At 45.0% G+C, this 21,647-nt stretch carries 20 protein-coding genes, 1 tRNA gene and 4 pseudogenes; 17 read left to right on the forward strand and 8 right to left on the reverse strand.

Features of this window, described 5'->3' with window-relative positions:
- The 12 genes and pseudogenes from ACLWMH_RS04750 to ACLWMH_RS04805 all read left to right on the forward strand — a co-directional run.
- Nucleotides 1–382, forward strand: a pseudogene (locus tag ACLWMH_RS04750) (conjugative transposon protein TraJ); the annotation flags it as partial.
- Between the two features lie 66 nt (nt 383–448).
- Complete coding sequence (locus tag ACLWMH_RS04755) at nt 449–577, forward strand: hypothetical protein (protein ID WP_411915614.1); 129 nt, start codon at nt 449–451, stop codon at nt 575–577.
- A gap of 227 nt (nt 578–804) precedes the next feature.
- Nucleotides 805–1,429, forward strand: a pseudogene (gene traK / locus ACLWMH_RS04760) (conjugative transposon protein TraK).
- A 4-nt stretch (nt 1,430–1,433) separates the two neighbouring features.
- The gene (locus tag ACLWMH_RS04765; protein ID WP_411915615.1) at nt 1,434–1,721 is read left to right on the forward strand and encodes a hypothetical protein; all 288 of its coding nucleotides are present in this window, start codon (nt 1,434–1,436) and stop codon (nt 1,719–1,721) included.
- Nucleotides 1,711–2,958, forward strand: coding sequence for a conjugative transposon protein TraM (traM, locus tag ACLWMH_RS04770; RefSeq protein WP_411915616.1), 1,248 nt, complete (start codon nt 1,711–1,713; stop codon nt 2,956–2,958). The genes ACLWMH_RS04765 and traM overlap by 11 nt, the downstream gene beginning before the upstream one ends.
- A 90-nt stretch (nt 2,959–3,048) precedes the next feature.
- Nucleotides 3,049–3,354, forward strand: a pseudogene (locus tag ACLWMH_RS04775) (DUF4138 domain-containing protein); the annotation flags it as partial.
- A gap of 191 nt (nt 3,355–3,545) precedes the next feature.
- Nucleotides 3,546–3,881 carry a hypothetical protein gene (locus ACLWMH_RS04780; protein WP_240049939.1) on the forward strand — a complete coding sequence of 112 codons (336 nt, stop codon included), beginning with the start codon at nt 3,546–3,548 and terminating at the stop codon, nt 3,879–3,881.
- Nucleotides 3,882–3,915: 34 nt separating this feature from the next.
- Nucleotides 3,916–5,727: a reverse transcriptase/maturase family protein gene (locus tag ACLWMH_RS04785; RefSeq protein ID WP_070463969.1), complete on the forward strand. Its 1,812-nt coding sequence runs from the start codon at nt 3,916–3,918 to the stop codon at nt 5,725–5,727.
- A gap of 106 nt (nt 5,728–5,833) precedes the next feature.
- A pseudogene (gene traN, locus ACLWMH_RS04790) lies at nt 5,834–6,424 on the forward strand (conjugative transposon protein TraN); the annotation flags it as partial.
- On the forward strand, nt 6,424–7,005 hold the full coding sequence (locus tag ACLWMH_RS04795) for a conjugal transfer protein TraO (protein WP_411915617.1): 582 nt from the start codon (nt 6,424–6,426) through the stop codon (nt 7,003–7,005). The pseudogene traN and the gene ACLWMH_RS04795, both read left to right, overlap by 1 nt.
- Before the next feature lie 12 nt (nt 7,006–7,017).
- The gene (locus tag ACLWMH_RS04800) at nt 7,018–7,482 is read left to right on the forward strand and encodes a DUF3872 domain-containing protein (protein ID WP_411915618.1); all 465 of its coding nucleotides are present in this window, start codon (nt 7,018–7,020) and stop codon (nt 7,480–7,482) included.
- Between the two features lie 207 nt (nt 7,483–7,689).
- Nucleotides 7,690–8,226, forward strand: coding sequence for a ClbS/DfsB family four-helix bundle protein (locus tag ACLWMH_RS04805; RefSeq protein WP_411915619.1), 537 nt, complete (start codon nt 7,690–7,692; stop codon nt 8,224–8,226).
- Nucleotides 8,227–8,264: 38 nt separating this feature from the next.
- Here ACLWMH_RS04805 and ACLWMH_RS04810 read toward each other — a convergent pair whose 3' ends face one another.
- The 7 genes from ACLWMH_RS04810 to ACLWMH_RS04840 all read right to left on the reverse strand — a co-directional run bounded on the left by ACLWMH_RS04810 (nt 8,265) and on the right by ACLWMH_RS04840 (nt 13,472).
- Nucleotides 8,265–9,530, reverse strand: coding sequence for a PcfJ domain-containing protein (locus ACLWMH_RS04810; protein WP_411915620.1), 1,266 nt, complete (start codon nt 9,528–9,530; stop codon nt 8,265–8,267).
- Entirely contained in the window at nt 9,527–9,967 is a 441-nt protein-coding gene (locus tag ACLWMH_RS04815; RefSeq protein ID WP_411915621.1) for a PcfK-like family protein, read from the reverse strand. The genes ACLWMH_RS04810 and ACLWMH_RS04815 overlap by 4 nt, the downstream gene beginning before the upstream one ends.
- Before the next feature lie 22 nt (nt 9,968–9,989).
- On the reverse strand, nt 9,990–10,658 hold the full coding sequence (locus tag ACLWMH_RS04820) for a hypothetical protein (protein ID WP_411915622.1): 669 nt from the start codon (nt 10,656–10,658) through the stop codon (nt 9,990–9,992).
- 127 nt (nt 10,659–10,785) lie between these two features.
- Entirely contained in the window at nt 10,786–11,133 is a 348-nt protein-coding gene (locus ACLWMH_RS04825) for a hypothetical protein (protein WP_411915623.1), read from the reverse strand.
- Between the two features lie 143 nt (nt 11,134–11,276).
- The gene (locus ACLWMH_RS04830; RefSeq protein WP_411915624.1) at nt 11,277–11,759 is read right to left on the reverse strand and encodes a DUF1896 domain-containing protein; all 483 of its coding nucleotides are present in this window, start codon (nt 11,757–11,759) and stop codon (nt 11,277–11,279) included.
- A 27-nt stretch (nt 11,760–11,786) separates the two neighbouring features.
- Nucleotides 11,787–13,028, reverse strand: coding sequence for a site-specific integrase (locus ACLWMH_RS04835; RefSeq protein WP_308555888.1), 1,242 nt, complete (start codon nt 13,026–13,028; stop codon nt 11,787–11,789).
- Between the two features lie 359 nt (nt 13,029–13,387).
- A tRNA-Ser gene (locus ACLWMH_RS04840) sits at nt 13,388–13,472 on the reverse strand.
- 556 nt (nt 13,473–14,028) lie between these two features.
- Between ACLWMH_RS04840 and ACLWMH_RS04845 the strand changes: the two genes are divergently transcribed.
- The 5 genes from ACLWMH_RS04845 to ACLWMH_RS04865 are packed head-to-tail and all read left to right on the forward strand — an operon-like array spanning nt 14,029 to nt 19,944.
- Nucleotides 14,029–14,961 carry a magnesium transporter CorA family protein gene (locus ACLWMH_RS04845; protein ID WP_411915625.1) on the forward strand — a complete coding sequence of 311 codons (933 nt, stop codon included), beginning with the start codon at nt 14,029–14,031 and terminating at the stop codon, nt 14,959–14,961.
- A 34-nt stretch (nt 14,962–14,995) separates the two neighbouring features.
- Nucleotides 14,996–16,609: an ABC-F family ATP-binding cassette domain-containing protein gene (locus tag ACLWMH_RS04850; RefSeq protein ID WP_411915626.1), complete on the forward strand. Its 1,614-nt coding sequence runs from the start codon at nt 14,996–14,998 to the stop codon at nt 16,607–16,609.
- A gap of 18 nt (nt 16,610–16,627) precedes the next feature.
- A complete protein-coding gene (locus tag ACLWMH_RS04855; RefSeq protein WP_411915627.1) occupies nt 16,628–18,700 on the forward strand; it encodes a S9 family peptidase in 2,073 nt (690 codons plus the stop codon).
- A 3-nt stretch (nt 18,701–18,703) separates the two neighbouring features.
- Nucleotides 18,704–19,348, forward strand: coding sequence for an HAD family hydrolase (locus ACLWMH_RS04860; RefSeq protein ID WP_411915628.1), 645 nt, complete (start codon nt 18,704–18,706; stop codon nt 19,346–19,348).
- A 17-nt stretch (nt 19,349–19,365) separates the two neighbouring features.
- Nucleotides 19,366–19,944 (forward strand): hypothetical protein, encoded by a 579-nt coding sequence (locus ACLWMH_RS04865; protein WP_411915629.1) that lies wholly within the window; start codon nt 19,366–19,368, stop codon nt 19,942–19,944.
- A 320-nt stretch (nt 19,945–20,264) separates the two neighbouring features.
- On the opposite strand, the gene ACLWMH_RS04870 is transcribed toward ACLWMH_RS04865, so the two are convergent.
- Complete coding sequence (locus ACLWMH_RS04870) at nt 20,265–21,641, reverse strand: ATP-dependent DNA helicase (protein ID WP_411915630.1); 1,377 nt, start codon at nt 21,639–21,641, stop codon at nt 20,265–20,267.
- Nucleotides 21,642–21,647: the final 6 nt, after the last annotated feature.

The following is a 21,647-nucleotide window of genomic DNA, read 5'->3' on the forward strand; positions in this document are numbered from 1 at the left end:
GTTCTCACGCTACATATCGGTCTATCTGTGGTTACCCGTGAGCTCTGTCCTCTCGGCGCTCCTCACAAAGATACAGGTGTTGATGGTGCAGAAGGATATTGCAGCATTGAGTGACCCTAACTATCTGCCCGATTCGGGTAGCTGGTACTACATTGTCTTCTTTCTGATTGGTATCGTGGGGTACTTCTGTGTTCCTACGGTAGCGGGCTGGATTATAGAGGCTGGTGGTGGTATCGGGGCGTACGGACGCAATGTCAATCAGACGGCGCAACGAGGAGCTCAGGGTGCCTATACGGGAGGTAAGGCGGTAGCTGGTGCCACGGGGTCTATAGCTGGCAACGTAGGCGGACGTATCAAAGGGGCACTTATCAAGGGCAAATAGCGCCCCTTCAGCCGAAGGGTGGCTATGACACGCTTGATGAGGATGCGATGACCACGTGACGGTCGTATGACGGTCAGGTGGGTAGGATTAGCTCCTCCTATGTGCGTCAATATAGCAGCTGGGGGAGGTAAGCGTAGTGCCTGCCGTGTGGCACTACAGTTTCCTACCCATGGCACTGGAGTTTCCTGCCTATGAAACTAGAGTTTCTTACCTATGAAACTGCAGTTTCCTTCGTATGAAACGAAAGACTGAAAAATGAGACGTCATATTCCGACAAATGAGACGTCATATTCCGACAAATTGCAGTGCCAAGTGGGGTTGGCACTAGAGTTTCACCCGTATGGCACTGGAGTGCCAAGGCGCCTTGACACTAGACTACCCCTCAGAAGTTTTTAGATATAAGACAATTAGAATAATGGAATATGGAATTCAAATCACTCACAAACATAGAGACCTCTTTCAAGCAGATTAGGCTCTACGCCATCATCTTTGCGATAGTCTGCATAGCGGTCAGTAGCTATGCGGTCTATGCTTCGTACAGCTTTGCTAAGAAGCAGCGTGAAAAGGTGTACGTACTGGACCAAGGGAAGTCTCTGATGCTGGCTCTGAGCCAAGACGCTTCGATGAACCGCCCGGTGGAGGCTCGAGAGCATGTAAGACGCTTTCACGAGCTTTTCTTCACGATTGCGCCCGACAAGGATGCCATCGAGAAGAATATGGAGCGTGCTTTCCAACTGTGCGACAAGTCCGCTTTTAACTACTACAAGGATCTAGCGGAGAAGGGGTACTACAATCGAGCTATCTCGGGCAATGTCAACCAACGTATAGAGATTGACTCCATACGGTGTGACTTTGACTCATACCCCTATGAAGTAACCACCTTTGCTCGGCAGTTTATTATCCGACAGAGCAATGTCACGGAGCGAAGCTTGGTGACTAGTTGCTCGCTACAAAACTCGGTTCGCTCGGACAACAATCCGCAAGGTTTTTTTGATGGAGCACTTCCTCGTACGAGAGAATCGTGACATCCAAACTTACAAGCGATAAGACTATGAAGCGGAAAAGTAGACCTACCCTCAGAAGAAGCTATTTGAGGGGGCAGGTACGGCTAAGAGAGCGATGCAATATGCTAACGAACAGACAGCGACAGATTATTGTCTACGGACTGAGTCTCGTCTACCTAGTCTGCTCAATCTGGATGGTGGCACAGTTCTTCCTCCCGCACCGTGAGGAGATGCCACCTATCCCTATGGGGGAGCTGGTGGACAGCCCGATACAGAGGGATACAACCTACATCAAGAGAATGGAACATTTAGCGATTAGTAACTATGGAGCATAAACAGAAAGAACAATTGAAGAAGGTGTTAGTCTTCGCAGGGCTAGGGATTATCTTTGCCCTTGCTATGTGGTTTATATTTGCACCCGCCACTAAGGAGCAACCGGACGCTGGTGAGGGGTTGAATGACAACATACCACAAGCTACGACCGAAAAGCTAACGGAGAATAAACTCAAAGCCTACGAACTAGTTGACCATACAACTCAAGAGGAGCAAGCTCGTGAGGAGGTGGGGAGACTGGCGGAGTACTTTCAGCAGGAGGGAACCTCGTCTGAGAGCGACCCGCAGGAGGCGGTCGTTGGTAATAAGATTGAGTCTTCGATGCAACGATACGAGGAGAACAACCGTCTGCTAGCGGACTTCTACGGCTCTGACCCTTATGAGGAGGAGCGAGAAGCTATGCAACAGGAGATTGATGACCTCAGACGTGAACTGCACGAGCTTAGCCAACAAGCCGATGACGAGGAAGCTAAGCAACTAGCTCTTATGGAGAAGAGCTACCAAATGGCGGCTAAGTACTTGCCCGCAGCTGGAGCCTCTCCCGCCCATGGAGCTATGCCTATGAGTGAGCAGGCTCAGATGGTATCTCCGCCTAGCGGTGGAGCTGCCAAGGACGAGGCTCCAATGGAGATAATAGCTGACCGCAAGCCGTTGGTCTCAGCACTGGACCAGCCAATGAGCGACAAGGAGTTTATGGAGATGTACGGAGCCAAGGAGCGGAACATGAGCTTTCATTCGCTCTCTAATAGCTCCGCAATCTCTGGCGAGCGCAATACCCTTTGCGTAGTGGTGGACAAAACAACGACCCTCAAAGAGGGTGATTACGTTGCTCTTCGCCTGGTGGAGACCGCTCGTGTACAGCAAACTTCAATCCCAAAGCATAGTATCTTAATGGCTCAAGCTAAGATCGATGGCAACCGAATGCAGTTGCTGATTAAGAGCATAGAGGTGAATGGTCGCATTCTGCCGGTCAAACTATCTGCCTATGATACAGACGGACAGATGGGAGTCTATATCCCTGGCTCTGAAGAGGTGTCAGCACTCAAGGAGATGGGGGCAAATGTCGGGGGATCGATGGGTACCTCTTTCACCTTTTCCTCATCGGCTAAAGACCAAATCATCTCCGAGGTGACTAGAGGGGTGATGCAGGGAGCTGGACAACTACTACAGAAGAAGCTCCGCACGATTAAGGTGACGCTCAAAGGAGGATATAGACTATTCCTTGTACAGACGAAGTAAGCTTTTAGAACTCTAACAATAACAACTGATATACTTATGAAGAAATGGATTTTATCTATCGTAGTTTGTGCTACGATAACGCTCCCTGCTATGGCACAACAAGTGGAGGGAAACAATCAATTACTGAGTAGCGGAGACCTTTACCAAGGGATGAGCCGATCGATACCGAATGGACGGGTCGTATTGCCCTACGGGCTGGAGGTTACGTTTGAAAAGACGGTGCATCTCATCTTTCCTGCAGCTATACGCTATGTAGATCTCGGGTCGCAAAACATTATTGCTGGAAAAGCTGACGATGCGGAGAATGTGCTGCGTGTAAAGGCTGCCGTCCGTGAGTTTGAGACGGAGACCAATATGAGCGTCATCTGCGAGGATGGCTCATTCTACGCATACAGTGCGCCCATAATAGGGGCTTGATAATTATCACTTTGGCAAGTGATTAGGTTAGTATTCCAATTTATAAACCTATCCCATACCGACTTATCCGAATGGGAAACCAAACGGGGAGTGAAGCATGTCGGTAACGCGATAAGTCAGTTAATTGCTAAACTGCGACTGAATTGCTATGGGAAAAGACAGACACAAGGATGAAGCCTGATTGGTTGAACAATAGTCCTATGACTAATGTAGAGGTGGCAACGGAAAGCAGTTACATACGTTGCCTCGCAGTACCCACGCTTATTGAATGGAGTGATGGGCAAGGAATTTACTGCGACATATCCGTCAGAGAACGGAAAAGGATGTACGTTGCATCCGACAGTCTGTCAAGCCAAGTTATCAAGGCCACTAAATGGGGATTGCCTACACGGAGATGCCGAAAGGCTATGAGCATAGGCTCTGAAAACTCCGCATGGCAACGGAGTTCCCGTAGTAGTCTGAGCGTGGGAAAGCCACGTACATGGCAAAGGGGAACAGCTCGGTAATTTTAATATTGTCAAACGATAACGTGTGAGACGTATGAGAAATCCAGAGACCATATTAAACAGTTTATCTGCACATAGCAAAGATGTGCATTACAAGTACGAAAGGTTGTACCGCATCCTATTCAATGAACAGATGTTTTATGTAGCCTACCAGCGCATTTATGCGAAACCGGGCAACATGACACCTGGTTCAGACGGCAAAACCATTGACGGAATGAGTGTTGATAGAATAGGACATCTGATAGCTGCGCTAAAGGATGAAAGTTACATGCCAACGCCTGCCCGAAGAGTCTATATACCTAAAAAGAATGGGAAGAAAAGACCATTGGGCATCCCATCAATTGAAGACAAGATGGTGCAAGAGGTCGTTAGACTTATTCTTGAAGCTGTCTATGAGGGGCATTTTGAGAACACCTCGCATGGATTCAGACCAAGAAGAAGCTGTCATACGGCTTTGCGTTCCATCCAAACTCTTTTCACTGGTGCGAATTGGTTTATCGAAGGTGACATCAAAGGATTCTTCGACAATATTGACCACCATATCCTGATTGAAACTCTTCGTGAGCGCATATCAGATGAAAGATTTCTTCGACTGATATGGAAATTCCTAAAGGCAGGCTATATCGAAGATTTTACATTTCACAAGACGTATTCGGGAACTCCTCAAGGAGGGATAATAAGTCCTATCTTGGCTAATATATACCTTGATAAGTTCGACAAATACATGCGTGAATATGCGGAATCTTTTGACAAGGGTAAGAAAAGGCGGGAAAACCCACTCCACGCAAGTTATAGTCGAAAGGCTGTAAGATTACGCAAGGCTATCCGAAACGCCACTGATGAAGACACGAAACGTGAATTGCTGACACAACTGAAAGAGATGGAAGCAAAGACACGGAGAGTGCCGGCATCTATGGCAATGGATAGTAACTACAAGAGACTTAAATATATCAGATATGCCGATGACTTTCTAATCGGTGTAATTGGTAGTAAAGCAGATTGCGCAAGAATGAAAGAGGACTTTACAAACTTCATGAGAGACAAGCTAAAACTTGAATTATCCGAAGAAAAGACCTTAATCACTAATGCACAGGATTCTGCAAAGTTTCTTGGGTATGAAATCTCTATCAGAAAATCCGAGGCCATGAAGCGAAATAAGCTGGGATGGTTGAAGAGACCGTTCAGCGGACGCATAATGCTGACTCTGCCTATTGCCACAGTCCAAAAGAAATTATTGGAACTGAAAGCAATGGAACTTAGGGTAATCAATGGAAAGGAAATTTGGTATGCCATGCCACGCAATTACCTGACCAAAGAAGACCCTGCCACAATCTGCGCACGCTATACAACTGAAATCAGAGGTTTGTACCAATATTATAGGATTGCGGACAACATCTCTTATGCAGGAAGTAAATTCGGTTACATAATGCGATATAGTTTCTGCAAAACTTTGGCAAAGAAACTAAATTCATCAACTGCCAAGGTTATACGAAAGTACAGAAGAGACCATGACTTGGCGATACCCTATCAAGCAAAGAAAGGAGAAACCAAGTTCCGAATATTCTATAATGATGGCTTTGCGAGGCAAGAGCCGGACAAAGACGCAACCTGCGATAATCTACCTAACACATTTGTACTTCCTTTCCCTACTCTTGCGGAGAGACTTATGGAGCGCAAATGTGAATTGTGTGGAGCAACTAATGTCAAGACCATAATGTATCAAGTCCGTAAGCTCAGAGGTATAAATACCGATACTGAATGGCACCGACTGATGATTAAGAAGTGGCGTAAGACATTGGCTGTATGCAAACATTGTAATGCAAAAATTCATGCCCATGACAAATAAACTGATATTACCAGTGGAGAGCCGTATGCAGGGAGACTTGCACGTACGGTTCGGGGGCAGGCCATGGGAAACCTACCACCGAAAGGTGGCAAGGCGCCCATTGCCGAGCCTACATGTGAAGTATGCGGATGAACCAGAGAAGCTCAGCATCGAGATGAAGGACTTTCTATCTCCTACGGAGGGAAGACTGCCGAGCAATCGTGCGGACATCTACTTCAAAGAGCTGGGAAGTGAGTCGCCCATATTGGTTAAGCTGATTATGAAGAGCATCTACCAAAATGATAAGCGAACCATCAAGCATGTTGGAGCAAAGCAATTCGGGATGCGCTTCTTACTTCGTGGATTATATGCCCACAATGGGTTGCTTTACTTCCACGTCCGTATGGATAATGAGTCTAATATGCCGTATGCGGTGGACTTCATTACGTTCAAGGTGGTGGACAAGAAGGTGGCGAAGCATACAGCTATACAGGAGCGAATACTACAACCACTACGTGCCTTTCATCAGGTGATGTGGATTGGGGCGGGACGCTCTGAGAGAATAGTCTTTGCCTTGGAGCAGTTCACACTATCGGAGGATAAGCAACTTGAAGTGACGCTCTACGAGCGAAACGGCAGTCGCACGCTCACTTTCTATGTGGAGCCTGAAGACCTTTTGCTCACTAAGAAGATTGATAACCTTAAACTGAAGTGGTGATGAAGAGATGGTTATCCATGATGGTCTGCGTGATGGTGGCTATGGTTGCTGCTATGCCATCGTACGCACAGCGACTAATCCCTAGGCAAAATAGCGTTGAGCTGGTCGGCTCTATGCCGATTATCAAGGGGGAGAAACTATTCGCAAAGGAGAGCTTTGGGGTAGGTCTTGCATTCGCACACTACTTCAAGCGGGCAAACTACGCTTTTCTCTTGGCGGAGTATGAGCAGCAAGGGTTGACTTATCGCTCTTACAATGTTCCACTGCGTGATGTGCTACTGCATTTCGGCTATATGCACCCGATACTCTCGGATTGGGGGAAGAATGTCTTTGGCTATTTGGGACTATCCGCTCTCTGCGGTTATGAAGAGCTGAACGAGGATAAACGGTTGCTTCCCGATGGGGCTACACTCCTGGATCGGTCTCGCTTTATTTATGGTGGAGCGATACATAGCTTGGTGGAACTGTTCCTAACAGACAATCTGCTCTTCGTCCTCGAAGCTCAAGGGCGACTGCTCTTCGGCTCTGACCTGCATCGTTTTCGTCCTGCTATCTCAGCAGGACTCAAGTTCAATATCTAACTACCAACAACAATGAAAAAGTTCCTAGTGAATACGATATGGGCTGTGGGAGCGATTGCCCTCGCCCTCTTTTGTCTATCTGCTTGTACTCGTGAGCTGGATGTGCAGCAGGCTTATGACTTCTCGCTCGAAGTGATGCCTGTGCAGAACTCCATAGCTAAGGGGGAAACGGCTGAAATACGCTGTAGCCTCAAAAGAAGTGGTCGCTTTGCCAATACGCAATACACGATCCGTTACTTCCAGCCGGATGGCAAGGGCTGCTTGAAGATGGATGATGGCACTGTATTCAAACCGAATGACCGATATCCGCTCACGAGAGACGCCTTCCGGCTCTATTACACTTCACGCTCTACCGACCGCCAAACAATTGACATCTACGTGGAGGATAACTTCGGACAGCTTCAGCAACGGACTTTCAACTTCAACAATGAAAGGGAGGATAAACCAAAATCATCAATAGAAATACAGCCAACTTAGGAAGAAGTGTAATCTTCTTTGATTGCGACTTTCTTTTGCTTCTTTGCTTTGGTCGCCTGCTCGTACTCAAAGACAAAGAAAAGAAGCCCCCGAAAGTGTTGCCGTCTGTCGGCACCCTTTTGGGGGCTTTTGTTATTGAATCTACGAACAAGGTTCCGAATCTTCATCCTTTTACTTACCTTTGAGACAAACAGAGAATAAAGAGATATGGCAAGAGCTACAACAAAGGCGGATTTGATGACATCTGCTAATCAACAATTTGTGAAGATGTGGGAGCTCATCGACAGTATGAGTGAGGAGCAACAAGCGACACCTTTTGCTGTGGAAATGACTACAAGCGGTAAGGAAACACATTGGAGAAGAGACAAGAACTTGAGGGATGTACTTGTACATCTGTACGAGTGGCATAATCTGCTATTGAATTGGGTCCAAGCCAATAGCAATGGGGTGCCTAAGCCTTTTCTTCCCGAACCTTACAATTGGAGAACCTACCCTGCACTGAATGTTGAGTTTTGGAAGAAGCACCAAAGCACATCGTTGGAGGAAGCAAAGGAAAACTTGAAAGCGTCTCATAATGCTGTAATGGTTTTGATAGAAAATTATTCCAATGATGAACTTTTTGCCAACGGCTCATTGCCTTGGACTGGGACATCTATACTGGGAGCATATTGTGTCTCGGTAACGGCAAGTCACTACGATTGGGCGATGAAGAAAATAAAGAAGCATATCAAACTCTTGAAATAAACTTAGTGGAAAAGAGCCGACAGCTCCTTTACCGAACTTCATCGTACAACTTCCCGTATCAGTTGGCTATGGGCATTGACAAGGCTCACAATTTGGTCGTGGTATGGGGTGTTTTGGTTGCACACACCACGGCTCTGTGTCACTTGGAGTGTGTCCAGAGAGACCTCTATCGTCTCTATTCGTTTGCCCTCAATGGTAGCCGACAGAATGAGCGAGTTCTCTTTGAGATAGTACTCATTTGAAAATAGGCAGTGATGCAATTCAGCTCCTTCGTCTATATACTCCTGCACGCTCTCCAGGACGTGTACTTGGATTGTGCCGTCCGTGAAACGGATGCCGAAGAACTTTGACTTGAGTTCACGAAAACGCTCCTCGTCCGCCATTGCCTTTTCCCGCTTTCGCTCCATCGCCTCCCGCTCACGCTGTCTGCGGAGCTCCGCTTCTCGTTTGTCATGCTCCCCTCTGAGGTCGGAGGGGCAGATATATTTCGGACTGTGGATGTCCTTACCCAATCGTTTGAGCATATCTACATAGTCACACCATAAGACAATGTCGCTTATTATGTAGTGGTGACGCAGTGTCAACTTGTATGAGTTCCAATAGATGTCAAGCCCTTTGCCCCTTGATAGGAAGTGTCTTAAATCCTTGTATCGTCCTGCTTTCATCATTGTTTCTGCACGACTATCAGTAAGTAGAGCTGGGATGAGTTGAGTAGGTGCTATGCCGTGAAACTCTCCGTTGAAGCCATTCCTATAAAGCGTATTCGTGACCTTTAGCTTCGGATATATCTGCGAATAGGCTACATATCGGTAAGCTTCGCTATCGTTACGGATAGCCATCGGAGAGCAAAAAGAAAAGCTATCAATATAGTGTCCAAAAGTTCGCTGTATGGCTACTAATGCTTGTCTCCCTGCATCGTTCCACCAATAATGCCCAATCTCAATGACAGAGCTCTGTGCTCTGCAACCTTTCTCCATTTCAGCCACGAGGAGGAACATCCGCAACACTTGATACTCACCACAAGTGGTTAGTAGCGTGAAGTACTGCTTCTGTTGTAACTTACGCGCTCTTGTTGTCTTGACTTGCAACCTTGCCCTACATTGAGGGCAAGTGCAAGTATCTATAGGCTGCTCTAAAGTCCAACTATAACCACAATCCATACAAGTCGTACGACCTTTAGGTAAGCGGAAGGCAAAGTGGTCTATGCACTCTCGGAATGCCCACTGATGCTGTGCTTTTGTTATCGGGCATAGTCTCGTACTCCGTGCCAAGACGGCTTTCTCAAACTTGTTTCTAGGTTTCATAAGGCAAGGGTGTCAAATAGTGTGGGTTGCGGTTGTATAGAAGATGTTGTCTCTGTTCTTTCAGTTCTCTTGGGTCGCTCATTTCGCTTCTGCAATTTGACAAGTTCCTCTTGTTGGTATTGCTTGATAGCTTCCTGCCGTGCTTGCTTTTTCTCTTCTTCGGAGAGCTCTACAACGTGATTGACCACAACATTGCAACCAGAGACTTTATCCACCTCTATATCATCTTCATCATAGTAGTGAACTGCCATTGAGTATATCTCCTCATCGGCAAAGCCATTACAACCACTTCTTTGCACCTCACTCAAGATATAGAGAATGCACTCCTCTATGTTCTTATGGGGCTTCTGTAGATTGGGCGCAAACAAAGGGTCTGTCATCGCACGTTCATTAAGATACTCGGCTATCGTTCGGGTAAATTGTTCTGTTCCTTTCATTGTCTTATCGGTATTAGTGCTGTTACTGCTTGGGTATCTCTACGATTTGGTTGATAGGTCCATAGAGGTAGTTGCGTAGGCTGGTGCGGTCGGGAGCATAGTACTCTGCCCACTGTCCATATTGATTGACGAGGTACTTCTTCAATACATCAATGAAGTCAAATCGCCATCCTTGTAGCGGTACGGCAGAGCGGAAGTAGGTATTGTTATTCACCGCTTCACAGAGCCAATCCTTATCCTCACGGCTCATTCGCTCGCCACGATTAAGCTTTGCTCTCAGGAGATATACAGAGCTGTCACAAAGGCTTTTCAATGGGGGTACGTTCCAATGGACGAACTTGGTAGCCAACGCCTGCTCACTTTGTTCAAACTCAGAACTTATGCGGTAATGAGAGGAGGAGCTATATCCTTTTTCTTTCGTTGATGATGTCATATTTACTTTCTGCTTATTCATAAGAGACCTTTTTTTTATGCGTTCAAAGATCGGAGTATGCTGATTCCTTTTTTCAAGCAAAAACAAGGTAGCGGGGCAAGACTTACACAAGGTTTTGGCGGAAAATACTACCCGAAGCGAACAGCATAGGTGTGGAGATTTTCCAGACAAACCGAATGGCCTGACCTTGGGAAAGTCTTTAAGCCCCGTACTACCTTTGCGATGAAAAAGAATCAGCTTCCGATTTGACCACTGCATAACTGGGGAACTATGACTGAGAAGCAGAAGTGCAATGCCTAAACACAAGAAGCAAAAAGGGTGACTAGACTCGAAAGAGAGCCAGTCACCCAAAGAGTTGTTTCTCTGAAGAGAGAGAGGTGCTATATCATAGCACGCAAAGTAGTATTACGGCTAGTACAACAATCCAAAAGAGGTAGCGTAAAAGCGTAAATGTGATTTGCAGAACGGTACGAACGATGAATCGTAGTACCACAAAACCAATCAGTATCAATAGAGCTGTTACGATCTGTGCTGTGACTAACTTAGAGAGTAAGTACACTCCACCCGATAGGATACCTATAAGTAAGGTAAGTCGGATGATGCGAGACCATTTGATCTCGTTGCTTGGAGTTGTTTTGGACGCAACTTGTAATGGTTCCTCTTTATCTGCAGGAACACTTGCCCGTATGAAGGCTGGACTGTGCAGGTCTTTGTTCACGAGAGATCTATTCATATTCGGAGTCTTTTAGAGTTTTCAAGAGCAGAGCCAAGAGACTATGCGACATAAAGACAAGAGATAGAATATGCTCTTGACGTATGGCGCAGAGAGACTATCTTGGCTCTTGAAGCTCAAAAGGCGCACGAGATAGGGATAATCTACATTGTCGACTCTAATGCACTCACATTGCCTACCGCGGGAAGTTGATTAGCTTCGATAAGAAGTACAACTGTTCCTGTCAGTTCTGTGTAGAGCGTATCATACTCAGGTGTTGCAACAAATTCATCCGTAAGGTTATACTTGTCAAATAGGTTCTGTATCGCCTTGTTCCCGAGAAGTATCCGAGAGAGTCGTTCGGGGAGTGGGGAGGGGAGCTCCTTTTCAAACTCATTCTCCAAGACGGACACAAGCGTGTCGTATTTGGAGAAATGCAGGTCACGATATAGTACTTCACTCGCCATACTCTCTGCTTCGGGATACGAGAATCCTTCTTCCACAGCATCACAGTAGGTAGTAAGAGCTTCATCAGCTCGTGCCTTGATAAATGGCTTGTCTTCCACCTTTTCAGGGAAATGCTCACTAAGGTAGCTCTCTAGCTTTAAGCGGAAGTAGGATAGTTCTTTCTTATTCGTTGTCTTCATCTTCTTATTTGGTTTTAATGGTTGCACTTATTGCCAGCTATTCTCCCCGATACCCATTGCCGTATTGAACTTGCCTAGCTTGTCAGCAAACTGCTCCATGTCATGTTCAATCTTCTTATTGGTGATACGGGCATAGATTTGCGTTGTTCGGATATTGGTATGACCCAGCATTTTAGAGACACTCTCTATCGGAACTCCCTTGCTCAGTGACATTGTCGCAAAGGTATGTCGAGCTAGGTGGAAAGTCAAGTTCTTCTTGATACCACATATATCTGCAATCTCTTTGAGGTATGAATTGGTCTTCTGATTGCTGAGGATAGGGAAGAGCTTGCCATCACGATAAGTTTGGTGGCTATATTTACTGATGATGCGCTTAGGGATATCAAGGAGCAGCACATTGGTCTCCACGCTTGTCTTCTGTCGCTTAGTCATAATCCACTCTTTGCCACCAAGCATCACGATATTGTCGGGTGTAAGATTAGCCACATCAATGTAGGCTAAACCTGTAAAGCAGGAAAAGATGAAGATGTCTCGTACCAGCTCCAATCTCTGGATATTCAACTCCTTGTTGACAATCTGTAAGACCTCTTCATCAGTCAAGAACCCTCTATTCACTGGCTCTAAGTGAAATCGGAAGTTGACAAAAGGGTCGTGATGTAGTACGCCTAACTTTTGCCCCAAAATGACTACAGTCTTGAAGGTCTTCATCGTCTTAGTGGCTGTATTAGGATTTTGCCCCACCACTGTGCGTAGGTATAGGTCAAAATCATGTATAATCATATAGGTTAGCTCCGTGAGCTTGAGGTCTCTACGTCTGAGTTTATCTTTTAGGAACTCAGAAAAGCGTCTTTTGCAGACCTTATACTTTTGAAGAGTGGGCGCAGAGACTGAGATGCCAACTCGAGCTGCAACATCTTCATTGTGTTTGTCGAAGAGTTGCATGATGGTATCTATATCTTGTTTTTTGCCAAGATGTTCTGACTTGATACGCTCTAACGAGAGCTCATCAGTCATTTCTAACTTGCGAAAGATGGCTTGTAAACCACTTTGGATGTTATCCAATTGCAAGTTCGTATTCAGAGCTTCGGTGTGACGCCCTTTTACTCGCTCTTTTTCGCGATCCCATTGGGACTGCACGATGGTGATGCCAGTGGAGCCTAGTGACATCCGCTCATTGTTGAGATAGATGCGTAGCATGACTGGCGTTTTTCCTTCCTTGTTCACATAGTTGCTACGAAGGTAGAATGCTGTTCTGAAAATTGATTGCATACATTGTCTGTTTTTATTGTAGCCAAGCATAGAAAGTTTGCGACCAGAAAAGCTACACATTTATGGTGCTATAACTCTCTACAACTCGCCTACAAAGTTGCACATAATTGTTTGAACTACAGCAATGTACAAGTACTCTAAACAGACTCTCTACGTACTCTTGGCTACAATTATTTTTTGCGAGAAAAAAGTGTAGCCAGATTGTAGCCATTGGAGAGTATTTTGGGCGTTTCGGCTATCTCTGTAACTACTCTGAAGAGGTAGAGGTCTATAAAACAAAAGTATCGTAACTCGTTGGAATTACGATACTTATACTTTTTCAGTAATACTCTCTGGCGATGCCGCCAGAGTACTTAAAGCGGAGAGAGAGGGATTCGAACCCCCGGACCCGTGAAGGTCAACGGTTTTCAAGACCGCCGCGATCGACCACTCTGCCACCTCTCCTTGTTCTACGCAACGCAATATTACATTACACCGTTGCGGAAAACTTTTGCAAAGGTAGCAATTCTTACGAACTAAACAAGGGTTAATCCCTATTTAGTCATTCTTGTGACTATTTACTATGTCGGGGGAAAGAATTTGGGGTTAGCCGATCTCTACTTTGCTTAGCCATTAAAACACTTTTTACAAGGGGAATAGCTATATTTGCAGTCGGAAGAAAGTAACAGAATACAAGTAAATGTATGAAACCCGATGACGCTATACCTCCGAAAGAGGATCCTTTGAGTTGCTCTCTGCGACAAGCCAGTAAGAGAGAGGTTGGGAGTGTACTTACGTCGGCATTCTGTTACCCTGGTAGCTTTGCAGACATAAGTCAGTAGAAGCCGAGCTTAATCCAAAAGGCATACCTCTCCTTCCTCAATCACGTTGCATGAGATAAGCCGGGCCACTTTTCCTAATCGGAAAGAGAGAGCCCCACTAAAGGATCTTTCTTTGCGTGAGCTGCCTCACAGAGCAAGAAAGAAGGACGGACGAAAAAGAGTAACAAGGAGAAGAGATCATGCGCAGAATATTTTATCCGAAAGAGACCTTTGCCGAAGGAGATGAGCTAAAGGCAGACAGCTGGATCAAAGTAGTAAACCCCACTCGGGAAGATATCGAATATTTAACCGAGGATCTGCTGATCCCGGAAGAGTTCATAGCAGACATTGCAGATAGCGAAGAGCGCCCCCACAACGATGAAGAGGATGGCTGGGAGCTCACCGTAATACGCATACCCATTCACTCAGGGGAAAGCTCTGCGGGATCTTATACGACTGTACCCATCGGGATACTTTATTCTAAGGAGAGACATCTGATAGTCACGGTATCCTATCATCGTAGCGAACTAATGACAGACTTCATTCGTCACAATCGCCGCAAAGGAAATTGTGCCTATACGGATGTAGATTTTATTTTTAGGCTGATCTATAGTAGTTCGGTATGGTATCTAAAGTATCTGAAGCGTATTGCGACTCAACTGATGGAGCATGAGGAAGCTTTGGAAACCAGTATCCGAAATGAGGACTTACTGAACTTGATGAAAATACAGCGTAGTCTCGTTTACTTTAGTACTTCCATCAAAGGAAATGAAGCGGTGGTCGTTAAACTTAAAGCCATGCATCGTGCGAAGGACTACGATGAAGAACTTGCCGAGGATATGTCCATTGAGCTTACACAGGCCTATACAACTGTCAATATTTATACCGAGATCTTAACCGGAACCATGGATGCCTTTGCCAGTGTAATCTCAAATAACGTAAACACTATTATGAAGCGTATGACAGGGGTAACTATTTTACTTACCCTTCCTACGCTAATAGCAAGCATATTCGGCATGAATGTACCTTTGGGGTTGGAGGAAAAACCCTGGGCACTAGGATTCATTATTCTAATTTCATTACTCCTATCCATTGGGCTATTTTTCCTTCTCCGAAAGATTAAGTGGTTCTAACCAAAGTAGATAAGAAAAAGATTTAACGAAATATATGATAGCACTTAACGATATAAAGATTCAATTTGGAAAGCGGATCCTATTTCAGGACGTTAATCTGAAGTTTATACAAGGTAACTGTTACGGCATCATTGGTGCCAATGGAGCCGGTAAGAGTACCCTCCTACGCGCCATCAGCGGTGAGCTGGAGCCCAACCGAGGCACAGTTTCAATGGCACCCGGGGAAAGGCTTTCCGTTCTTAGTCAGGACCACTTTGCATTTGACGAATTCACTGTACTCGACACCGTATTAATGGGGCATAGCCACCTTTGGCAGGTAATGCAAGAGAAAGACGCACTATACGCAAAGGAGGACTTTACCGATGAGGATGGTAATCGCGCAGCTCTACTGGAAGAGCAGTTTGCTAATATGGATGGCTGGAATGCAGAAAGCGATGCGGCTATGCTGCTAAGTGGATTGGGCATTAAAGAGGATCTACACAACCGCTATATGCGTGATATTAGCGGTAAAGAAAAAGTGCGTGTGCTACTGGCCCGTGCTCTTTTCGGCAAGCCGGATAACCTCCTTTTGGACGAACCTACTAACGACCTTGACTTGGATACCGTTACTTGGCTGGAAGACTATCTTGCAGAAACAGAGAGCTGCGTTTTGGTAGTTAGTCACGACCGACACTTCTTGGACACCGTATCGACCCACACAGTTGATATCGACTTCGGGAAAATAAGAATGTTTGCCGGCAACTACTCTTTCTGGTATGAATCCAGTCAGTTGGCTCTACGCCAGCAGCAACAACAGAACAAAAAGAATGAAGAGAAGCGACGTGAACTTGAGGAGTTTATCAGACGCTTTAGTGCCAATGTAGCTAAGAGTAAGCAAACGACCAGTCGTAAGAAGATGCTTGAAAAACTCAATGTAGATGAAATAGAAGCCTCCTCACGTCGTTACCCGGGCATTCTCTTTCAACCCGATCGAGAACCGGGTAACCGCATTTTAGAACTCAAAGGGCTTACTGCATCTATAGAGGGAGAAATTCTCTTCAAGGACTTAAATCTCAATGTGGAGCAGGGAGATAAGATTGTATTTATCAGTCGAGACCCCCGAGCAATGACAGCGCTTTTTGAGATCATCAATGGCAATCGTAAAGCAGACGAAGGCACCTACGAGTGGGGACAGACTATTACAACTGCGTATCTACCACTCGACAATACTGGCTTCTTCAATAGCGATATGAATTTAGTGGATTGGCTCAGTCAATATGCAGACGACACCAACGACATATTCATTAAAGGGTATTTAGGGCGAATGCTCTTCAATGGGGAAGAATTAGATAAGAGTGTATCGGTGCTTAGTGGAGGAGAAAGGATGCGTTGCATGATTGCCAAAATGATGCTTCCTCCCGGTGCCAATGTACTTGTTTTGGATACTCCTACCAACCACCTTGACTTGGAGTCCATCCAAGCTTTCAACAATACGCTGATTTCATTCAAAGGGAATATTCTCTTTAGCAGCCATGACCACGAATTTATTCGTACAGTGGCAAATCGCGTAATTGAATTGGGACCTAAGGGCATTATTGACCGCATGATTCAATATGACGACTATATCAGCGATGAGGACATTGCAGCGCGCAGAGAAACAATCTATTAAACAATCAAGTATATAGAAATGAAACGATTAACTAAAGGTCTACCGCTCACACTGCTGATCGCCGTGACAGCTCTCATGTTCAGTTCTAAGATTATGGCACAAAGCAGTAATAATAGTACAGAAAGCTTGACTCCCGAGATGCTCCTTGAGATGGTTCGTATTGGAGGCTTTTCCTATACGACAGAAGGGGTTGTGTATGAAGCTACTTATCCCTCAATCAAGGATAATAGTTTCACAAAGAAATTCTACATCATAGATAGGAATGGGACTAAACGCACCTTTGCAGAAGGCATGAAGGGACTTTCTACTCCTAGGTGGATTAAAGGTACCAAACGCATTGCCTTTATGAAAGAGGATGAGAAGGGCGACGCACAACTTTATACCATGAATTCTGACGGAAGTAACCTAATACAGATTACAGATGTAGAGGGGGGTATAGAAGATTATCTCTTTTCTCCTGACAACCAAAGTCTGCTTTATATTCATTCTATCAAATACGGGAAAACAGCTCACGACTACTACCCTGATTTAGATAAAGCAACCGGACGAATCATTACTGATTTAATGTACAAGCACTGGGACGAATGGGTTACATCCATACCACATCCTTTTCTAGCCACCATAGGAAATGAACCCATTCAGCATGGGAAGGACCTTTTAGAGGGTGAACCCTATGAAGCGCCTATGAGACCATGGAATGGAATCTCTGATTTTGCCTTTTCTCCCGATAGTAAGTACATAGCCTATGCATCTCGCAAAAAAACAGGCTTGGAGTATAGTATATCCACCAACTCAGATATATACTTATATGATATAGCCTCCGGTATTACTCGTAATCTAACAGAGGGCATGATGGGATATGATACTAATCCCATTTTCTCTCCCGATGGGAAAAAGATCTATTGGCTTAGTATGGAGCGCGATGGATACGAATCCGACCTCATACGCCTCTTTGAACAAGATCTTAAGACCGGCAATAAGAGATGGCTCACCGAAGGCTTTGAATATAATGTAGAGAACCCCCATATCACTGCTGATGGGCAAACAATATACTTTACAGCTTGCATTAACGCAACTACAGGCTTACATTCAATTAATGTAAAGACCCGTCGTATCAGCGATCTCAGCACAGGAGTATTCGACATGGTAGGCTTTGAGTACAATGAGGCAGATAAAAGCTTTGTCTGCGCCGTACAATCTTTGCTCCACCCGACCGAATTATATACACTGAATCCTAAGAAAGGAGAATTAAAACAGCTCACCCATGACAATGATGCCACAATGAGTCGCCTCGGAGAGGTACGTTGCGAGAAAAGAATGATCCAAACGACCAATGGTGAGAAGATGCTTACTTGGGTACTCTACCCGACTAACTTTGATGCTAATAAAAAGTATCCTTCCATTCTCTATTGCCAAGGTGGTCCACAAGACCCTGTAAGTCAATTTTGGTCCTACCGCTGGTGTCCCCGTATTATGGCCGAGCAGGGATACATCGTTATACTCCCTAACCGACATGGTGTACCGAGTTTTGGTAAGGCATGGAATGAGCAGATTAGTGGAGATTACGGAGGTCAAAATATGCAAGACTACATGTCTGCAGCAGATGAACTAAAGAAAGAGCCTTATGTAGATAACGACCGCATGGGGTGTGTAGGAGCTAGCTACGGAGGGTTCTCTGTGTACTGGTTGGCAGGACATCACAACGGACGCTTCGCTTGCTTTATTGCCCATGCAGGTATCTTCAATCTTGAATCACAATACCTTGAAACAGAAGAAAAGTGGTTCGCCAACTGGGACATGGGTGGAGCACCCTGGGAAAAGGACAATGCAGTGGCACAGCGTACTTTTGCCACTTCTCCACACCATTTTGTAGATCAATGGACGGCGCCTATCCTTGTGATCCACGGAGAAAGGGACTACAGGATCCTTGCTTCACAGGGAATGATGGCTTTTGATGCAGCACGTATGAGAGGAATACCCTGCGAAATGCTTATCTATCCGGATGAGACCCATTGGGTTAGTCAGCCACAGAATGCTTTGTTATGGCAACGCACATTCTTCTCATGGCTTGATCGCTGGCTCAAAAAATAAAATATGATAAAGAACATATTGTTCGATTTAGGCGGTGTACTGATTGACCTTGATCGAGAGGAGGCAGTACACCGTTTTGAAGCCTTAGGTGTAACTGATGCCAACACGCTACTCGATGCGTATGTACAAAGAGGCATCTTTAAGGATCTGGAGAATGGTATGCTGACAGCTTCTCAATTTGAGGATGCTTTAGCGCAACGATATGAAGGAGACTTTTCACACGAGGCAGTATTCAACGCAGTGATGGGGTTTTTCCGATCTATACCCCTATACAAGTTCAATTTCCTAAATAGTATCAAGGATCAGTATAGACTCTTCATCTTAAGCAATACTAATCCTTACATAATGGAGTATATGGAGGGTAATCACTTCCTTCCCGGAGGGCTAAGTCTTTCAGACTGCGTAGAAAAAGTATTTGCCTCCTATCGCTACGGAGTGATGAAACCGGAGAAGAAGTTCTTTGAGGCCATTACTCGTGAAGTGGGAATACTACCGGAAGAGTCGCTCTTTATTGATGATGGGAAAGCCAATACAGATGCAGCTAAAACGATGGGATTCAATGTATTATGGGTAGAAAATGGCACAGATTGGCGTAGCCAAGTAAGCAAAGCACTCGCCCTTGATCAAATGAATACGCACAACAAATAAGGTAAAGAGTACCATGTTTGAAAAAAAGCATTACCTTTGCATCAGTTTTGGCAGTGAAAGCGTTCACTGCTCAAGATGGCATTATTAAAACGAAAGAGATTTATAGTAAGAATAAGTACAACTTAAAAGAATTAGAAATGAAAAATTTAAAGGTAGTATTTGCAGTTGTTGCCATGTCATTGGCATTGTTCTCTTGCAAGAAAACAGCACAGGAACAGACAAATGAAGCAGACGAAGCTGTAGCAGAAGCACAGCAGAACCTTGATGAAGCACAGCAGAACCAACAAGAAGCTCTCACCGTAGAAGCTCTTCTTGGAACTTGGACTGCTACAACTACTAACGCTGAAGGTGTAGCTTCTAACCTCAAGATCACCTTCAAGGAAAATGGTGTATATGATTGCACTACAGAAGTAGAAGGCGCTAAGCCTGAAGTTAAGACTGATCTTGCTTACACGGTTGAAAACAACATTGTAACGTTGGCTGAAGACGCTAAGCTTGAATTTGCTAATGGTGTACTCTATCGTCTTGACGCAAATGGCAACCGTCTCAATGTAGAAGGTCAGACAGCTGACATTTTCACAAAGGTTGTTGAGTAAGCATTGTTAAGTTAGGCACACGTTGCCTAATTAATAGGAAAGAGACAAGTACTTTATGGTACTTGTCTCTTTCTTTTTATCCTATACTAATGCTCATCTTTGGCTCTATCGAGAAAAGGAGCATTGGTGTATTTCTATCTCAGTAGGTCGTATTACCCAATCGCTGTTATGGGCGTGCTACTTGAGTATGCAAGCATTAGTTGAGACCTAGCTCTTTGTGGATATAGATTATTATGCTACGACTCGATATAGCACATTCAATACTCAGTGTGATCGTTAATTTTCAAGTCCGTTGAAAAACTATTTACGGCACAGTGAGGCTAGCGAGTTTCTTTCTTTAAGGCTTTTCTGACTGCTTCATCGTCATTTGCACCTTGGTAAAAGAGCTGTACTTCTGGGTTCGTAATAATATCAGAAATACTTAGCGGACGACTTAGAATCAGTCCCTCCATACTACGACAACGACTAAGCGCCACATAGGTTTGACCGGCAGCAAAGGCGCCTCCTTCTAAATCCACTATTACTTTGTCAAAGGTTAGTCCTTGGCTTTTATGAATGGTAATAGCCCAAGCTAAACGAAGAGGGATCTGAGTAAAACGTCCGGTAACGGTGGTCGTAATACGCTCCTCCTCCTCTTCATACTCATACTTACGATTTTCCCATGTATAAGGTCCTACGGAGTACTCTACCCCACTTTCGAGCTTTACTCTTACTGAAGTAACTTCACCGTTTTCACACTCTATTGCAGTACATTCCCCTAATGTACCATTGTACCAGCGACGTTCTATGTCGTTTGTAAGAAACATAACCTGCGCTCCCACCTTAAGAGAAAGTTTATCCTCTGCCGGAAAAGAACCGCTTGAAAAGTCTCCCGAGCTAGTAGAAGGGATATAATAGTCTTTAGCATTGATCTGCGCTAAGTGCTCCCTATTTATCCTTGATGCCGTATTACGCCTGGAAGTGACTGTGACTATCATGTTTTCCTTTCCTGGGGAGGGAACATCATTTTTCAACGTTTCTTCATTAAATGAGGCAATCATACCCTGAGTAATGTGTCCGGTACGGACGCTATCAAGGAAATCAATAAAATGCTTATCCTGCTGGCGGTATACCTTTTCCAATGAGATTATAATAGGTGCTGCAGCTTTGAAAGCTAATGCCCCAAAGAAAAAGCTAGTTCCGTAATAGCGCTGCAATACCTCACTTTCTCGCAAGGTTACGACCGGTTCAAGCTGAAACAGATCACCCACAAATAGCATCTGCACACCTCCAAAAGGAAGTACATCAGCCATTCGCACACGTCGCAAGATCATATCGATCATATCCACCACATCACTACGAAGCATAGAAACTTCATCAATGATGATTAGCTCAAGCGAACGAAGCAGATTCAAATGCCTCTTATTGTATCTGCTAATAATGGATTTTCTGGTTTTAGAATCGGGAGTCAGAGACCCCATGGGAAGACGGAAAAAAGAATGTATCGTCTGCCCTCCTGCATTTACTGCTGCTACACCTGTAGGAGCTAAAACCACATGTTTCTTCCAGGTTGTAGCGTCCACATAACGAAGCAGCGTACTTTTACCTGTTCCTGCCCTCCCGGTCAAGAAGATATTGGCACTGCTATTCTCAACCAGCCGAAGCAAACTCTGCATAGGGGCATTATCTTCTTCCGGAGTAAAGGCACTAAAGGCCATCTTGCT

Source organism: Porphyromonas miyakawae (assembly GCF_045865415.1).
In the GTDB taxonomy this organism is placed as follows: Bacteria; Bacteroidota; Bacteroidia; order Bacteroidales; family Porphyromonadaceae; genus Porphyromonas; species Porphyromonas miyakawae.

Coding starts and splice junctions, on each gene's coding strand:
- ACLWMH_RS04755 (WP_411915614.1), top strand. CDS start 449: ATGACGGTCAGGTGGGTAGGATTAGCTCCTCCTATGTGCGTCAATATA.
- ACLWMH_RS04765 (WP_411915615.1), top strand. CDS start 1,434: ATGAAGCGGAAAAGTAGACCTACCCTCAGAAGAAGCTATTTGAGGGGG.
- traM (WP_411915616.1), top strand. CDS start 1,711: ATGGAGCATAAACAGAAAGAACAATTGAAGAAGGTGTTAGTCTTCGCA.
- ACLWMH_RS04780 (WP_240049939.1), top strand. CDS start 3,546: ATGAAGCCTGATTGGTTGAACAATAGTCCTATGACTAATGTAGAGGTG.
- ACLWMH_RS04785 (WP_070463969.1), top strand. CDS start 3,916: ATGAGAAATCCAGAGACCATATTAAACAGTTTATCTGCACATAGCAAA.
- ACLWMH_RS04795 (WP_411915617.1), top strand. CDS start 6,424: ATGAAGAGATGGTTATCCATGATGGTCTGCGTGATGGTGGCTATGGTT.
- ACLWMH_RS04800 (WP_411915618.1), top strand. CDS start 7,018: ATGAAAAAGTTCCTAGTGAATACGATATGGGCTGTGGGAGCGATTGCC.
- ACLWMH_RS04805 (WP_411915619.1), top strand. CDS start 7,690: ATGGCAAGAGCTACAACAAAGGCGGATTTGATGACATCTGCTAATCAA.
- ACLWMH_RS04810 (WP_411915620.1), bottom strand. CDS start 9,530: ATGAAACCTAGAAACAAGTTTGAGAAAGCCGTCTTGGCACGGAGTACG.
- ACLWMH_RS04815 (WP_411915621.1), bottom strand. CDS start 9,967: ATGAAAGGAACAGAACAATTTACCCGAACGATAGCCGAGTATCTTAAT.
- ACLWMH_RS04820 (WP_411915622.1), bottom strand. CDS start 10,658: ATGCAGTGGTCAAATCGGAAGCTGATTCTTTTTCATCGCAAAGGTAGT.
- ACLWMH_RS04825 (WP_411915623.1), bottom strand. CDS start 11,133: ATGAATAGATCTCTCGTGAACAAAGACCTGCACAGTCCAGCCTTCATA.
- ACLWMH_RS04830 (WP_411915624.1), bottom strand. CDS start 11,759: ATGAAGACAACGAATAAGAAAGAACTATCCTACTTCCGCTTAAAGCTA.
- ACLWMH_RS04835 (WP_308555888.1), bottom strand. CDS start 13,028: ATGCAATCAATTTTCAGAACAGCATTCTACCTTCGTAGCAACTATGTG.
- ACLWMH_RS04845 (WP_411915625.1), top strand. CDS start 14,029: ATGCGCAGAATATTTTATCCGAAAGAGACCTTTGCCGAAGGAGATGAG.
- ACLWMH_RS04850 (WP_411915626.1), top strand. CDS start 14,996: ATGATAGCACTTAACGATATAAAGATTCAATTTGGAAAGCGGATCCTA.
- ACLWMH_RS04855 (WP_411915627.1), top strand. CDS start 16,628: ATGAAACGATTAACTAAAGGTCTACCGCTCACACTGCTGATCGCCGTG.
- ACLWMH_RS04860 (WP_411915628.1), top strand. CDS start 18,704: ATGATAAAGAACATATTGTTCGATTTAGGCGGTGTACTGATTGACCTT.
- ACLWMH_RS04870 (WP_411915630.1), bottom strand. CDS start 21,641: ATGGCCTTTAGTGCCTTTACTCCGGAAGAAGATAATGCCCCTATGCAG.